This window comes from Streptomyces sp. NPDC031210 (assembly GCF_055570395.1).
The window spans coordinates 222,230-237,403 of record NZ_JBVIHH010000007.1; the positions used below are offsets into that span (position 1 = coordinate 222,230).

Annotated in this window: 13 protein-coding genes and 1 riboswitch; of the genes, 5 read left to right on the top strand and 8 right to left on the bottom strand. The window is 72.9% G+C overall.

Annotated features, from left to right (window positions below; all coding sequences use genetic code 11):
* Nucleotides 1-100 precede the first annotated feature (100 nt).
* A riboswitch (FMN riboswitch) is annotated at nt 101-231 on the bottom strand.
* A gap of 215 nt (nt 232-446) precedes the next feature.
* Both ACZ45Z_RS15675 and ACZ45Z_RS15680 read left to right on the top strand, forming a co-directional pair.
* Nucleotides 447-1,232, top strand: a complete 786-nt coding sequence (locus ACZ45Z_RS15675; RefSeq protein WP_468362152.1) for an SDR family oxidoreductase — start codon at nt 447-449, stop codon at nt 1,230-1,232.
* Nucleotides 1,229-1,705 (top strand): hypothetical protein, encoded by a 477-nt coding sequence (locus ACZ45Z_RS15680; RefSeq protein WP_468362154.1) that lies wholly within the window; start codon nt 1,229-1,231, stop codon nt 1,703-1,705. Before ACZ45Z_RS15675 ends, ACZ45Z_RS15680 begins: the two co-directional genes overlap by 4 nt.
* Here the strand turns inward: ACZ45Z_RS15680 and ACZ45Z_RS15685 are convergent.
* Entirely contained in the window at nt 1,663-2,982 is a 1,320-nt protein-coding gene (locus ACZ45Z_RS15685) for an ROK family transcriptional regulator (RefSeq protein WP_468362156.1), read from the bottom strand. The genes ACZ45Z_RS15680 and ACZ45Z_RS15685 overlap by 43 nt on opposite strands.
* A gap of 65 nt (nt 2,983-3,047) precedes the next feature.
* Between ACZ45Z_RS15685 and ACZ45Z_RS15690 the strand changes: the two genes are divergently transcribed.
* A complete protein-coding gene (locus ACZ45Z_RS15690) occupies nt 3,048-4,286 on the top strand; it encodes an MFS transporter (RefSeq protein WP_468362158.1) in 1,239 nt (412 codons plus the stop codon).
* 33 nt (nt 4,287-4,319) lie between these two features.
* Here the strand turns inward: ACZ45Z_RS15690 and ACZ45Z_RS15695 are convergent, their stop codons facing one another.
* Entirely contained in the window at nt 4,320-4,817 is a 498-nt protein-coding gene (locus tag ACZ45Z_RS15695) for an acyl-CoA thioesterase (RefSeq protein ID WP_468362160.1), read from the bottom strand.
* A gap of 178 nt (nt 4,818-4,995) precedes the next feature.
* Between ACZ45Z_RS15695 and ACZ45Z_RS15700 the strand changes: the two genes are divergently transcribed.
* Both ACZ45Z_RS15700 and ACZ45Z_RS15705 read left to right on the top strand, forming a co-directional pair.
* Entirely contained in the window at nt 4,996-6,408 is a 1,413-nt protein-coding gene (locus tag ACZ45Z_RS15700) for a uracil-xanthine permease family protein (protein WP_468362162.1), read from the top strand.
* Between the two features lie 141 nt (nt 6,409-6,549).
* Nucleotides 6,550-7,302, top strand: coding sequence for a DUF5995 family protein (locus ACZ45Z_RS15705; protein ID WP_468362163.1), 753 nt, complete (start codon nt 6,550-6,552; stop codon nt 7,300-7,302).
* A 112-nt stretch (nt 7,303-7,414) separates the two neighbouring features.
* Here ACZ45Z_RS15705 and ACZ45Z_RS15710 read toward each other — a convergent pair whose 3' ends face one another.
* The 6 genes from ACZ45Z_RS15710 to ACZ45Z_RS15735 all read right to left on the bottom strand — a co-directional run bounded on the left by ACZ45Z_RS15710 (nt 7,415) and on the right by ACZ45Z_RS15735 (nt 15,048).
* On the bottom strand, nt 7,415-9,109 hold the full coding sequence (locus tag ACZ45Z_RS15710) for a flavin monoamine oxidase family protein (protein WP_468362165.1): 1,695 nt from the start codon (nt 9,107-9,109) through the stop codon (nt 7,415-7,417).
* Between the two features lie 82 nt (nt 9,110-9,191).
* Nucleotides 9,192-10,001, bottom strand: coding sequence for a carbon-nitrogen hydrolase family protein (locus ACZ45Z_RS15715; protein WP_468362167.1), 810 nt, complete (start codon nt 9,999-10,001; stop codon nt 9,192-9,194).
* A 213-nt stretch (nt 10,002-10,214) separates the two neighbouring features.
* Nucleotides 10,215-11,153, bottom strand: coding sequence for a LysR family transcriptional regulator (locus tag ACZ45Z_RS15720; RefSeq protein ID WP_468362169.1), 939 nt, complete (start codon nt 11,151-11,153; stop codon nt 10,215-10,217).
* 85 nt (nt 11,154-11,238) lie between these two features.
* Nucleotides 11,239-11,694: an Lrp/AsnC family transcriptional regulator gene (locus tag ACZ45Z_RS15725; protein WP_468362171.1), complete on the bottom strand. Its 456-nt coding sequence runs from the start codon at nt 11,692-11,694 to the stop codon at nt 11,239-11,241.
* Nucleotides 11,695-11,704: 10 nt separating this feature from the next.
* On the bottom strand, nt 11,705-13,177 hold the full coding sequence (locus tag ACZ45Z_RS15730; RefSeq protein ID WP_468362173.1) for an amino acid permease: 1,473 nt from the start codon (nt 13,175-13,177) through the stop codon (nt 11,705-11,707).
* Between the two features lie 407 nt (nt 13,178-13,584).
* Entirely contained in the window at nt 13,585-15,048 is a 1,464-nt protein-coding gene (locus ACZ45Z_RS15735) for a GuaB1 family IMP dehydrogenase-related protein (RefSeq protein WP_468362175.1), read from the bottom strand.
* Between the last annotated feature and the right edge of the window lie 126 nt (nt 15,049-15,174).

Sequence of the window (15,174 nt, forward strand, 5' to 3'; positions counted from 1 at the left end):
CGGAAACAAAGCCACGGGGACACCACGGCCGGAAACGCAAGGGCTCATCCGGAAAAGGGACCGGACGGGCCGCCGACGGCGGTGTACCGAAGCTCGCCCGCCGCGCACTGCCTCCCATCCGGACTTTCACCGTCGGTGCAGGAATTTCACCTGCTCAACCGGCCGCTGGCTGCGGACGGGTCGCGGACTGTTACCGCCGGTTCGGAATTACACCGACCCCGGAGTGCGCTGCTGCTTACATGTCAGTACAGCTTCAGTCTGCCACGCTCGCCCGTCGCCCATGCGGGCGGATGGCTGTGGGTTGTCTCACAGGCCCGGCGCGCACCGGATGTCACATCCCCGGTGCCCGACTCGTCGCGAAGGGAAGGAGGGTTGCGTCACCGCCCTTTCCCTCGCCCCTACTTCTTCCACTTCTTCTCCTTCTTCTTCCCAAGGACTGATGCGCGATGGCGACAATTCTGGTGACCGGCGGCACGGGCACGCTCGGGCGGGCCCTGGTCGACCGGCTGCTCGGCGACGGCCACGACGTGCGGTCGCTGAGCCGGCGCCCGCATACCGGCCGGGGGCGGCCCGGGCCGCGGGTGCACGCGGTCGATCTGCGCGACGGTACCGGCCTGGACGAGGCGGTGGCGGGCGTGGACGCGATCGTGCACTGCGCCACGACGCCGACGGGTGGCGACGCCGAGGCGGCGGGCCGGCTCGTCGCGGCGGCGAAGGCGGCCGGGGTGCCGCATCTGGTCTACATCTCGATCGTCGGCGTGGACCGGATCCCGCTGGGCTACTACCGCACCAAGCTCGCGGTGGAGCGTCTGATCGAGGACTCGGGACTGGGCTGGACGGTGCTGCGCACGACCCAGTTCCACGATCTGCTGCTGCGGATGGTCAAGGCCGGCGCCCGCTCGCCGGTGCTGCCGGTGCCGGTGGGCGTCCGGTTCCAGCCGGTCGACGTGCGGGAGGTGGCGGACCGGCTGGCCGGGTTGGCGCTGGGCGCGCCCGCCGGGCGGGTGCCGGACATGGGCGGGCCGGAGGTCCTCGGCGCCCGCGAGGTGGTACGGGCAACGCTGGAGGCCGGCGGGCGGCGGCGCCTGCTGATGCCGCTGTGGCTGCCGGGTGGGTCGTTCGCCGGGCTGCGCCGGGGGCACAACCTCACGCCGGAGCACGCCGACGGGGACGGGGAACGGACCTACGCCGCGTTCCTGGCGGAGCGGGCGGACGCCGGAGCGAAGCGGTGACCGGCCGCCCGGCGGCGGGCGCGCCGTCCGCGAACCCCTGGCCGGCGAGGGTGCTGCGGGGCAGCCTCGCCCTGTTCTCGTTATTCCAACTGTCCCTTGCCATATGGCAGTTGTACGATCCTCGGTCGTTCTTCGACCTGCCGTGGGTCGCCTCGCTGCCGCCGTACAACGAGCATCTGATGCGCGATGTGGGGGCGCTGAACCTCGCGCTCGCCGTGCCGCTCGGCGCCGCCGCGTACGCCGGCGGGCGGGGGCTGACGTGTGCGGCGCTGGTGGCGTATCTCGCCTTCAACGTCCCCCATCTGGTCTTCCACGCGGGCCACTTCGGGCATCAGTCGGCGGCGTCGGCCTGGTCGCTGGTGGCGGTCCTGGCGGTGGGTGTGCTGTGGCCTGCGGTGCTGCTGTGGCCGGCCGTCCGTGGGGGCGCGGCTCAGCGTGCGGCCTCGCCGGCGGCGCCGAACAGGTCGTCCTGAGCGGTGTCCATGGCGGCGAGCACGGCACCCCGCAGGACCGCCCGGCCGCCGACCGTCCCGGCCCGGACCTCGGTACGCAGCGGGGACAGCCGGGCGAGGTGCCCGGCGACCCGGCGGGCGAGCGGGTCGCCGCCCGCCCGGCCGATCTCGCCGCCGAGGACGACGCACCCGGGGTCGAGGACGGCGCAGACCGCGGCGACGCCGAGGGCGATGCGGGCGGCCAGGGCGTCCAGGAACGGGCCGGCCGCCGCGCCGGCGGCGACGGCCGCGGCGACGAGCGGTTCGGCGGGCGGGGCCTCGGCGTCGGCTTCAGCGTCCGTCTCTGTGTCGGTGTCGCTGTAGGTGCCGGCTTCGGCGCGGGCGGGTGCTCGCGCGGCTGAGGCGGCGGCCCGCCCCCGTACGCCGCCCTCGGGCCCGAAGCCGTGTTCCGCCGCGAGCGCGCAGATCGCGGCGGAACCCGCCAGGGAGTGGAAGCCGCCGTCGCAGCCGCTCGCCGAGGGCAGGGCCGCGGTGCCGGGGACCGGCAGGAAGCCGATCTCGCCGGTGCCGCCCGAGGCGCCGCGGCGCAGTTGTCCGTCCAGGACCACCGCGGCGCCGGTGCCGTGGCCGAGCCAGAGCAGTACGAAGGTGTCGCGGTCGTGGGCGGCGCCGTCGCGCTGCTCGGCGATGGCGGCGAGATTGACCTCGTTCTCCAGCAGGACGGGCCCGGCCGTCCGGCCGCGGAGCGCGCCGACCAGGGCCGCGTGCCAGGACGGGATCCAGTCGGTGCCGCCGAGGCGCCCGGTGGCGGGGTCGACCAGGCCGGGGGCGCCGACGGCCAGGGCGTGCGGGGCTTTCGCGCCGGCCGCGTCGAGGGCGGCGTCCACCGCGGCCAGCACGGCGCCGACGGCGTCGTCGGGGCCGCCGTCGGGGCGGAGGGGGACGGTGCGCTCGGCGCGTACCCGGCCGAGGAGGTCGGCGACCGCGAGCGTGGCGCTGTGGGTCCGCAGATCGAGGCCCACCAGATGGGCGCGGTCGGCGACGATCCCGTACAGCCGGGCGTTGGGGCCGCGCCGCTGGGCGCCGCTCTCGCCGACGACGGTGACCAGGCCCGCTTCCTGGAGGCGTTCGACCAGATCGGCGACGGTGGGCCGGGACAGTCCGGTCAGCGATTTGAGCTGACCGGCCGTCAGGGGTCCTTCCGACTGGAGGAGTCGCAGGGCCAGGCGGTCGTTGATCAGCCGGGCGGTGCTCGGGGAGGCGGTGCGGCCGGCGGCCGCCGCGCGCGGTGCATGCATGGCGGGGATCCTTTCAGACCCTCGGCCCCTTATTAACAGGCAGGCTTCCTGATAGTTTACCGCCCATGGTCGGCAACGGCGTTCAGGACGCCTCCCCACTCCCCGCGAACAGGCTGCGCCGCGCGCGCTGGGCCATCGCCGCGGTCTTCCTCTTCCACGGCGCGGTGACCGGCAACTTCGCCACCCGCGTCCCCTGGATCCAGGACCACACCCACCTCTCACCGGGCCAGTTGGGCCTGGCCCTCGCCTTCCCGGCGATCGGCGCGTCCCTGGCGATGCCGCTGGCCGGGCGGATCAGCCACCGCTTCGGTGCCCGCGCCGCGCTGCGCGGCCTGCTCGCCCTGTGGACCCTCGCGCTGATCCTGCCCGCCCTCTCCCCCAGCGTGTACGTGCTGTGCGCGGCGCTGCTGGTCTACGGCGCGACCTCCGGCATGTCGGACGTCGCGATGAACGCGCTCGGGGTCGAGACCGAGAACCGGCTCGGCCGGCCGATCATGTCGGGGCTGCACGGCATGTGGAGCGCGGGCGCCCTCCTGGGCTCGGCGGCCGGCACCGTCGCCGCACACGCCGGCATCGACGCCCGGCTCCATCTGACCGCCGCCGCCCTGGTGTTGACCGTCCTGGGCGCGCTCGCCTGCCAGGGCGTACTGGACCTGCGCAGCGCGCCCGAGGAGCATCCGCCGCCGCGGTTCGCGCTGCCGCCGAGGTCGGCGCTGGTCATCGGGGCGATCGGATTCTGCGCGGTCTTCGCCGAGGGCGCCTCCCTCGACTGGTCGGCGGTCTACCTGCGCGATGCGCTGGGTACGGACGCGGGCCTTGCGGCCACGTCGACCACCGCGTTCGCCTGCACGATGACGGTGGCCCGGCTGGCCGGCGACAAGGTGGTGGCCCGATTCGGGCCGGTGCGCACCGTCCGGGCCGGCGGGGTGCTCGCCACGGCGGGCGGCGTGCTGATCGTGGCGGCGCGGCATCCGGCGATGGCGATGGGCGGCTTCGCCCTGGTGGGGCTCGGGATAGCGGTCGTCGTCCCGCTCGCCTTCGCGGCGGCCGGGCGCAGCGGCCCGGCACCCAGCCAGGCCATCGCCGGTGTCGCCACGATCACCTACACCTCGGGCCTCATCGCCCCCTCCGCCATCGGCGGCATCGCCCAGGCGACCTCGCTGACGGCGTCGTTCGCGCTGGTCACGGCCCTGGCCTTCGGCCTGGTGGTGGGCGCGCGGGTGCTGCGGACGCCGGGGCGCGAGACGCGTGAACGCCTCGCGCCCACGGCGACGGCGACGGCGACGGATCTGGAGCGGTCCTGAGCGGGTGAGGGGCGCCGGCGGGCCGGGGCGCCCTCAGGCCGCTTCGGCCCGCGCGCCCGCCGCCGGCTCCGCTTCCCGAGGCCGCAGGAGGTCCGTGGCGATGGCGCGGGCGCGGTCGGACCAGGGGGTGGGGCGCAGTGCCCGCGGGTCGACGCGGACCAGCACCCGGTGGCCCTGCGCGTAGGTCTCGGTGCCGTCGGCGGAGCAGATCCGGAAGCCGTAGGTGAGGCCGGTGCGGCCGAGGCGTTCGACCCACAGGTGCGCGGCGTAGCGGCCGGGCCGGGTGACCGGGCGCTCGTAGGACAGGCGCATCTCCTTGATGACGTTGCACATGTCGCCGGCCGCCGCCCAGTCGCCGTCGAAGCCGTAGCCATGGGCGTGCCAGAACTCCGCCCAGGCCCGCTCCACCAGCAGGGGGTAGCGGGAGTTGTGGAGCATGCCGAGCGCGTCGAGGTCGTCGAAGTGGACGGTGACGGGGACGAGTTCCCCGTACGGGACGGTCCGGTCGGCCTGATGGGTGTCGACGCTCACGGGTGGTGCTCCTGGAGTTCTCGGCGCTGTTTCGCTGGTCGCGGCGGAGCCGGAGGGCGCCACCGGATGGATCGATGACCATCGTAAGCGGCTGCTTAGAATGTTCTTCCGCCGGGCGGCGTGACCGACGACACGGTCCGCCGGGGCCCGGACTCGCGAAGAAGAAAAGGGAGCAGACATGGGCCTCGGCGTGCGCTGGACCGTGCATGGTGACGGGCGCAACCCGGCCCCCGGAGCCGTCGTCCGGCCCGACGAGCGACTGTCGTGGCCGCGCACGGCGGGCCTGGGCGCCCAGCATGTCGTCGCGATGTTCGGCGCGAGTTTCGTCGCGCCGGTGCTGATGGGGCTCGACCCCAACCTCGCGATCATGATGTCCGGCGTCGCCACGGTCATCTTCCTGCTGGCCACCCGCGGCCGGGTGCCCTCCTACCTCGGCTGCTCCCTCTCGTTCGTCGGTGTGGCCGCCGTCATCCGCGCGCAGGGCGGCACCAGCGCGACCGTCACCGGCGCGGTCCTCGTCGTCGGCATCGCGCTCTTCCTGGTGGGCCTGGCCGTCCAGCGGTTCGGCGCGCGGATCATCCACGCGGCGATGCCGCCGGTGGTCACCGGCGCGGTGGTGATGCTGATCGGCTTCAACCTGGCGCCGGTGACGGCGAGCACCTACTGGCCGCAGGACCAGTGGGTGGCGCTGCTGACGATGCTGGTCACCGGGCTCGCCCTGGTGTGCCTGCGCGGCTTCTGGTCCCGGATCGCGATCTTCCTCGGACTGGTCTTCGGCTACGCGCTCTCCTGGGTCCTGGACCGGACCTTCGGGATGATCCATTCCCTGAACGGCGCGGGGAAGGTCACCGACCACTGGCGGCTGGACTTCTCCGCCGTCGGCTCGGCGGACTGGGTCGGTCTGCCGTCCTTCCACGGTCCCGGCTTCTCCTGGCCGGCGATCCTGGTCGCGCTGCCCGTCGTCATCGCGCTGGTCGCGGAGAACGCCGGGCACGTCAAGGCGGTCGGCGAGATGACCGGCGACCCTCTGGACGACAAGCTCGGCACGGCGATCTCCGCGGACGGCGCGGCCTCGGTGCTCTCCACCGCGCTGGGCGGCCCGCCCAACACCACGTACTCCGAGAACATCGGCGTGATGGCCGCGACCCGGGTCTACTCCACGGCGGCCTACTGGGCGGCGGCCGGCTTCGCGCTGCTGTTCGGCCTGTGCCCGAAGTTCGGGGCCGTCGTGGCCGCGATCCCCGGCGGCGTGCTGGGCGGCATCACCGTCATCCTCTACGGCATGATCGGGCTGCTCGGCGCGCAGATCTGGGTGCACAACAACGTCGACCTGCGCGATCCGCTCCACCTGGTGCCGGTCGCCGCGGGCGTGATCATCGGCATCGGCGGCGTCAGCCTGAGGATCGGCGACAACTTCGAGCTGGGCGGCATCGCGCTCGGCACGATCGTGGTGCTCTCGGGCTACCACGGGCTGCGCGCGCTGGCGCCGGCGCACCTGAGGGCGCGGCCGCCGCTGCTGGACGAGGGCACGGCGGCGTACGACGCGGCGGAGGCGGGATCCGGGCCGGGCAGAAACCGGCCGGGCGCCTGATCCAGCGACCGGCAGGACGCCTGATCCAGGGGCCGGGCAGGGCCGCGGCGGCCACAAGGGGGCGCGCCGGTCGTTACCCCGATCCGGTCATCGGTCCGCCGAGCCGGCCCCCATCCGCCGGCCGGCTGTCACGCTGAGCGGATGACGACGACTCAGCGGCGCGGCGCGGACGCCCGGCAGGACACGAGCGGGGGCTCGCGCCCGCGGCCCGCCACCGGCGCCGGACCCGCGGCGGTGGGCGTGGCGGACGTACTCGCGCGCATGCGGGCGCTTCAGGCGGCGCTGCCGGCCGGGGACGGGGTGGCGGTGTTCAACCGTGTCTATCTGGCCGTCACCGAAGCGGTGGCGCGGCGCATCGAGGACGGCGCGTTCCACGATCCGGTGGCCGCCGGAGAACTGGACAGCCGCTTCGCGCGCCGCTATTTCGGCGCGGTCGACGCCGCGGCGGCGGGCCTGCGGCCGCCCGCCTGCTGGCGGCCGCTGTTCCAGCTCCGGCGCCACCCCGGCGTGCGTCCGCTGCAGTTCGCGCTGGCCGGTATCAACGCCCACATCGGGCACGATCTCGCGCTGGCCGTCGTGGACACCTGCCGGGTGCTGGACTGCGAACCGGCCGCGCTGGAGGGGGACTTCGACCGGATCGGGACGGTCCTCACGGGCCTTGAGGAGCGGATCAGGGAGAGCCTGATGCCGGGCCCCGACCTGCTGGACATCGCCGATCCGCTGACGCATCTGGCGGGTTCCTGGAGCCTGGAGATGGCCCGGGACGGCGCCTGGGCGGCGGCCCGGGTGCTGTGGGGCGCGCGCCGGCTGCCGGAGGTCGCCGAGGAGTTCACCGAACGGCTGGACGCGAGCGTGGGCCTGGTCGGCCGGTGCCTGCTGACCCCGCTGAACTGACGTCCGGTGGGCCGGGCCCGGGCGCCCGGTCGCCGGGGCCCCCTACGGCGCGAAGCGGCGGACATCGCGTCCGCCGCTCCGTGCCTTTACCCCCGCGCGTTCTGCCGGACCGTCAGTCCTCCGGGAGCTCGACCGGCGCGATCTCGTCGTAGACGTCGCCCGGGCCGGGGTTGGTGGCGTCCGTGCCGCCGCCGAAGTGGTGCATGACGCCCCACACCGCGTTCAGCGCCGTCTGCACGGCGCCCTCGGCCCAGCCCGCCGTCCAGGAGATGTCGTCACCGGCGAGGAAGATGCCCCGCTTGTCCGCCGGCAGCCGGTCCTGCATGAAGTGGGTGAACAGGCGCCGCTGGTAGCGGTAGTGGCCGGGCAGGTTGGCCTTGAACGCGCCCATGAAGTAGGGCTCGTTCTCCCAGGAGACGGTGACGGGGTTGCCGATGATGTGGCTGCGGATGTCGACGTTCGGATAGATCTCCGACAGCGACTTCAGCATGACCTCCATCCGCTCGTTGGCGTTCAGCGGCAGCCACTTGAGGCTGTCGTCGCACCACGTGTACGACAGGCAGATGACGGCGGGCCGGTCCGGGCCGTCGTCCAGCAGGTACGTACCGCGGGTCATCCGGTCGGTGAGCGTCATGCTCATCACGTCCCGGCCCGTCACCTCATCTTTGTCCAGCCAGAACGGCCGGTCGACCGGCACGAACAGCTTGGAGGACTCCATGTAGTGGGTGCGCTCCATCGCCGTCCAGTGGTCGATGGGGAACAGCGCGTCGTCGCAGGCGATCTTCGACAGCAGCATCCAGGACTGGGCGGTGAAGACGGCCGCTTCGTAGGTGCGGATGTCGCCGTCCGCGTCCGTCACCGTGATGCGGTTGCCGGCGGTGCGGTTCAGGCGGGTCACCGCGGGGCGCGGCGTGCCGTCGTGCAGCGAGGACAGCGAGGTGCCCGGCGCCCAGTGGACGATCTTCTCGGGCTCGCGCTCCCACAGGCGCAGCGGGAGCTGCTGGGAGCCGCCGACGATGCCGCGGTGGTGGTCGTCGGCCTCGGTGTAGACGACGCGCAGGATCTCCAGGATGGAGTTGGGGAAGTCGGTGTCCCAGCCGCCGGTGCCGAAGCCGACCTGGCCGAAGATCTCCCGGTGCCGGAAGGACTTGAAGGCGGTCGAGTCGCAGAGGTAGCCGTAGAAGGTCTGGTTGTCGAGCTTCTCGACCAGCCGGGCCCAGATCTCGCGGATGCGCGGGACGTCGCGCTCACGCATCGCCTGGTTCATGTCGGAGAAGTCCGCGCCCTCTTCCAGGCAGGCGTTCCAGGCGTCCATGACCTGGTGGTAGACCTCGGGGAGGTCGTCCACGGTCCGCGCGTAGTGCGACTCGCCCTTGAGGTCGACGATGGTCGAGGGGGTGTCGGGCGCCAGCGGGTTGGGGAACGGCTTGGTCTTCAGGCCCACCAGGTCGATGTAGTGCTGGAGCGCGGTGGAGCTGGGCGGGAAGCGCATCGCGCCCATCTCGGCGGTCAGCGACGGGTCGCAGCCCTCGAAACCGACCGTACGCAGCCGGCCGCCTATCTGGTCCGCCTCGTAGACGACGGGCTTCAGGCCCATCTTCATCAGCTCGTAGGCGGTGATGATGCCGGAGAGACCGCCGCCGATGACCGCGACCTCCTTGCCGTGCTCGACCGCGGGGATCTGGCCGAGGCCCGCCGGGTGGGCGAGGAAGTCGTCGTAGGCGTACGGGAAGTCCGGGCCGAACATGGTGATGGGCGGCTGGACATCCGCGTGGGGAGCGGCGGCGGTGGGCACCGTGGACGTCATCGGGTACGGACTCCTTGCGGGGCGGGCGGTAGCGGGCAGCGGTCGGCGCGCTGCCGGCGGGGGAAGCGGGAGGGGCGGTCGGTCAGGTCAGCGGGCCGTACAGCTCCGGGCGCCGGTCGTGCAGATACGGGTTGGTCTCCCGCGACTCCTTCAGGAACGCGGCGTCGACCTCGCCCTGGACGAGCTGCTCGCCGCGGCCGGCGCGGGCCCGGACGACACCGTCGGGCCCGGCCAGGCAGCTCAGCCCGACGAACTCGAACTCGCCCTCGGCGCCGACCCGGTTGACGTACGCGACGTACATCTGGCTCTCGAAGGCGCGCACCGGGATGACGGACTCGGGGACGAACTGGAAGGGGTGCATCTGCGCGGTGGGCACCACCAGCAGGTCGGTGCCGGCCAGGGCGTGGGCCCGGACGTTCTCCGGGAACTCCACGTCGTAGCAGATCAGCACGCCGACCCGGACGCCGCCGAGGTCCGCCTGGACCACGGCGTCGTCGCCCGGCGTGAACCACTCCTTCTCGAAGCAGCCGAAGAGATGGGTCTTGCGGTAGTTCGCGAGGCGGGTGCCGTCGGGGCCGATGAGCTGCGCGGAGTTGTACACCACCGCGCCGGTCTCCCGCCCGGCGCGCTCGGGATAGCCGTAGAGCAGCGCGATGCCGTGCTCGGCGGCGATCCGGCCGAGGGCCTGGGCGCTGGGGCCGTCGGCGGGCTCGGCGAGGCGGTGGACGCCGTCGCCGATGGCGTAGCCGGTCAGGAACAGCTCGGGGCAGGCGAGCAGCTCCGCGCCGGTCGCGGCCGCCGCGCGCGCCGCGTCTTCGAGGATCCGCAGATTGTGCGCGACGTCGCCGGGCCGTCCCGAACTCTGGAGCAGGGCGGTGCGCAGCGACGACATGGGACCCCTCGGCGGGACGGTTCGGGCGGGACGCATTGACGGTACGGGCCGCCGGGGACCCGGGACAAGGCGCCACCGTTGCGCGCCGGTGGATGATTCGTTGCGCGTTGAAGCGTGTCGGCGGCGATTCGTTGCGCTCGGCGTCCGCGCAGGTCGGACGGGGTGTTCGCGGGTGGCCGGGGGCGCCGCCGGGGACGCGGGAGGCAGGCCGCCTCAGGCGCGTTCCGGGGCGGAGCGGGCGCCGGCGGACTCGGTCGCGACCTGGCGTACGAGGCCGCGCAGCCAGAGGTGTCCGGCGTCGGCTTCCTGGCGCGGATGCCAGGCCATGGCCATCGGCATCGGCGGCAGGTCGAACGGAATCGGCAGCGTGCGCAGCCCCAGCCCGCGGGCCGTCGCCGCACCGATCCGCTCGGTGGCCAGGCCGACCGCGTCGGTGTCCCGCACCATCATCAGCGCGGCCGCGAAGGTCGGCACGGTGGCGATCACCTTGCGGCGCAGGCCGCGCTCGGCGAGCGCGGTGTCGATCGGGCCGGTCAGGCGGCCGCGGCGGGAGAAGTTGATGTGCGGGGCGTCGGCGAAGCGGCGGGCGGTGAGTTTCGCGGTGGTCAGCGGGTGACCCTCGCGCACCACGGCGATCCCGCGGTCGGTGAAGAGGTCCTCCGTGCGGATCTCCGGCTCCTGGCTGTCGATGACGCCGAGCTCCAGGTCGGCGGCGCCGTCACGCAGCAGCGGCACGTCGATGTGGCTCTCGCCGAGGAAGCGCAGGACGACGCCCGGTGCCTGGTGCGCCGCGCGGGCGACGAGTGCCGGGCCGACGGCGGTGACCAGGAGGTCGTTGGAGTTGATCGTGAAGATCCGGGCCAGCTTCGCCGGGTCCGCGGGCGCGGAGGGCGCCAGGACGCCGTGCGCGGCCTCCACCAGGCGGCGGACCTCGGCGCGGATTTCCAGGGCGCGTGGGGTGGGCACCATGTGGCGGCCCGCACGGACCAGCACGGGGTCGCCGATCGTGCGGCGGATACGGCCCAGCGCGCGGCTCATCGCGGGCCCGGACAGGCCCAGCCGGTCGGCGGCGGCGGTGACGCTCTCCTCTTCGAGCAGCGCGTCCAGGGCCGTCAGCAGGTTGAGGTCGATGCCTGCGTTTCGCGCAATCATGCGGTGCACACCTTGCGGTCGGAGTTAAGTCACCGACTTTAGCCCGCGCTGATCACACCGCCGCTCGCGCTCCGCCGGTACGGCGCTACCGGGGCGCCCCGGATCCGAAGCGCCGCAGCAGCGGGGAGAGCACCAGCACCGATTTCGTCCGTTCCACGAACGGCTCGCCCGCGATCCGTTCCAGGACCCGCTCGAAGTGGCGCATGTCGGAGGCGAAGACCTGGACGATGGCGTCCGCCTCACCGGTGACGGTGGAGGCGGACGCCACTTCCGGGTACCGCGACAGTCCGCGGTGGATCGCCTCGGGAGCGGTGTTGCGACTGCAGTAGAGCTCGATGAACCCCTCGGTCTCCCAGCCGAGCGCGGCCGGATCGACCCGTACGGTGAATCCGGTGATGGCGCCGTCCGCACGCAGCCGGTCCACCCGCCGCTTGACGGCCGGCGCCGACAGGCCGACCTCCTGGCCGATGTCGGCGAAGCTGCGGCGGGCATCCTCGGCGAGGGCGTGGACGATGCGTTCGTCGAGATCGTTCAGTCGCACTGCGGGCGGATCACTTCTCTGCTGAGGCCAATCGGGAGCGGCGCATGCCGTATCCGAAGTACACCACAAGGCCCACGGCCATCCAGACTCCGAAGACCACCCAGGTCACGACGTCGAGGCTGACCATCATGTAGACGCAAAGCACGAAGCCGATCACCGGGAACAGCGGCGAGAGCGGCGTACGGAAGGAACGCGGCATCTCGGGGCGGGTGCGGCGCAGCACGATCACGGCGATGTTGACCAGGCCGAAGGCGAAGAGGGTGCCGATGCTGGTGGCGTCCGCCAGTTGGCCCAGCGGCACGGCCGCGGCGAGCACTCCGCAGAACAGCGAGACGATCACGGTGTTGGCGCGCGGCGCGCCGCTCTTGGGGTGCACCTTGGAGAAGACCTTGGGCACCAGCCCGTCGCGGGACATCGCGAAGAGGATGCGGGTCTGGCCGTAGAGCACGGTCAGCACGACGCTCGCGATGGCGACGACCGCGCCGAAGGCGAGCAGCACGGCCCAGATGTTCTGGCCGGTGGCCTGCTTCATGATCCCGGCCAGCGCGGCCTCCGAGCCCTCGAACCGCTTCCAGGGCAGGGCACCCACGGCGATGGCCGCGACCAGGCAGTACAGCGCGGTGACGATGATCAGCGACAGCATGATCGCGCGCGGCAGGTCACGCTGCGGGTTCTTGGCCTCCTCGCCGGCCGTGGAGGCGGCGTCGAAGCCGATGTAGGAGAAGAACAGGGTCGCTCCGGCGGCGCTGACGCCCGCCATGCCCATCGGCATGAAGTCGGCGTAGTTGCCCGAGCGCACGGCCTGGAGGGCGACGCCGCAGAACAGCAGCAGGGCGGCGATCTTGACGGCCACCATGATGGTGTTGGCGCGGGCGCTCTCCTTGGCACCGCCCAGCAGGAACACCATCGCGAGCAGCACCACCAGCAGCGCCGGCAGGTTGAAGATGCCGCCGTCGCCGGGCGGCGCGGACAGCGCGTCGGGGATGGTGAAGCCCAGCGTCCCGTCGAGCAGTTCGTTGAGGTACTGGCCCCAGCCGACGGCGACCGCCGCGACCGAGACGCCGTACTCCAGGATCAGACACCAGCCGCAGACCCAGGCGACGAGCTCGCCGAGGGTGGCGTAGGCGTAGGAGTAGGACGATCCCGAGACGGGGATGGTGCCGGCCAGCTCCGCGTAGGACAGGGCGGAGAACAGGGCGGTGATGCCGGCGATGACGAACGCGATGATGACGGCCGGTCCGGCGTCCGGGACGGCCTCGCCGAGGACGACGAAGATGCCGGTGCCGAGCGTGGCACCGATGCTGATCATGGTCAGTTGCCACATGCCCATCGAGCGGCGGAGCGTACCGCCCTCGCCCTTGCCGCCCTCGGCGACCAGCCGCTCGACCGGCTTGCGTCGCATCAGCCGCGTGCCGAGTCCCCCGGAGGAGGGCGGCCGGGGATCTGTGTCCCCTGCGGGTGGGGCTGCGCCGTGCTCCAACACTGAGGTGGCTCCTTTTCGCTGCCGGTCGGGTGACGGCGACCGGCGGCGGTCCGCACGCGGGCAGGAGGAAACACCCGCAGCAGGAGACCGCCGAGCAGGCGGTCGCCGCCACTCCACGTACAGCGCTTGACCTTACGGGCCGCCCCTGACCTGCCGTAATGCGGGTTCCTTGCGCAACCGCGGCCGATCGTTGCGCACCGGCGCGACGGGCGGTGGTTCGTTGCGCGCCGCCGTTCGATCATGTCGATCGGCCGGCGGGCGGACCCCCACGCGGGCCTCGGCCGATCACGGTCGGCTACCCCGCTCACCACCCGCGAAACACCGCCGGCCCCGCACCGAAGAGCGGTGCGGGGCCGGCGGGCGGGAACCGGTGCCTGCCCAGGGACGCCTGGAGCGCCCCTGGGGCGTCAGTTCCAGCTATCGTGCAGCGGCTTGCCCTCGGCGTAGCCGGCGGCGCTCTGGACGCCGACGACGGCCTTCTCGGCGAACTCCTCCAGGGAGGCGGCGCCCGCGTACGTGCAGGAGCTGCGGACGCCCGCGATGATCGAGTCGATCAGGTCCTCGACGCCGGGACGGCCCTGGTCGACGAACATGCGGGAGGTGGAGATGCCCTCCTCGAAGAGCCCCTTGCGGGCCCTGTCGTACGCCGACTCCTCGCTCGTACGGTTGCGCACCGCACGCGCGGAGGCCATGCCGAAGCTCTCCTTGTACGGGCGGCCGTCGGCGGTGTGCTGGAGGTCGCCCGGCGATTCGAGCGTGCCGGCGAACCACGAGCCGATCATGACGTTGGACGCGCCCGCGGCCAGCGCCATCGCGACATCACGCGGGTGACGGATGCCGCCGTCGGCCCACACGTGCTTGCCGAACTTCCGGGCCTCGGCCGCGCACTCCAGGACGGCGGAGAACTGCGGGCGGCCCACGCCGGTCATCATCCGGGTGGTGCACATGGCGCCCGGTCCGACACCGACCTTGATGATGTCCGCGCCGGCCTCGATGAGGTCGCGCACCCCCTCGGCGGCGACGATGTTGCCCGCCACGATCGGGACCTGCGGGTCCAGCGCCCGGACCGCCTTGACCGCGCTGATCATCGACTCCTGGTGGCCGTGCGCGGTGTCCACGACGAGGGTGTCCACGCCGGCGTCCAGCAGCGCCTTGGCCTTGCCCGCCACGTCGCCGTTGATGCCGACGGCGGCGGCGATCCGCAGCTTGCCGTCGGCGTCGGTGGCGGGGGTGTAGAGGGTGGCGCGCAGCGCGCCCTTGCGGGTCAGGATGCCGACCAGCATGCCGTCCGCGTCGACCGCGGGCGCCAGCTTGCGGTTGGCGGCGTCGAGGCGGTTGAAGGCGTCGCGCGGGTCGATGTCGGCGTCCAGGACCAGCAGGTCTTTGGACATGACCTCGGAGACCTGCGTGAAGCGGTCCACGCCCGCCAGGTCGTGCTCGGTGACGACACCGATCGGCCGGCCGCCCTCGACGACGATGCCCGCGCCGTGCGCCCGCTTGGGGAGCAGGGACAGCGCGTCGGCGACGGTCGCGATCGGGGACAGCACGATCGGGGTGTCCAGGACGAGGTGACGGCGCTTGACCCAGGTGACGACATCGCTGACGACGTCGAAGGGGATGTCCTGGGGGATGACGACCAGGCCGCCGCGGCGGGCGACGGTCTCGGCCATCCGGCGGCCGGCGATGGCCGTCATGTTGGCGACCACCAGGGGGATGGTCGTGCCGGAGCCGTCCCGGGAGGAGAGGTCCACTCCCTGGCGGGAGCCCACCGCGGAGCGGCTGGGCACCATGAACACGTCGTCGTACGTCAGGTCGTAGGGCACCGAAGAACTCTCTTCGAGGGCGCCGTTCTTCGGATTCAGGAATCGCATACCGCCAGGATACGGGCCCTGACCAGGAGTCATGCGATTGTCCGATCGGGCCGTGCGCCGTGTGTGGGATCCGCCAAACCGGTCGCCGGGCCGCCGGTGACGGGTCCGCGGGACGGCTTCACCCTT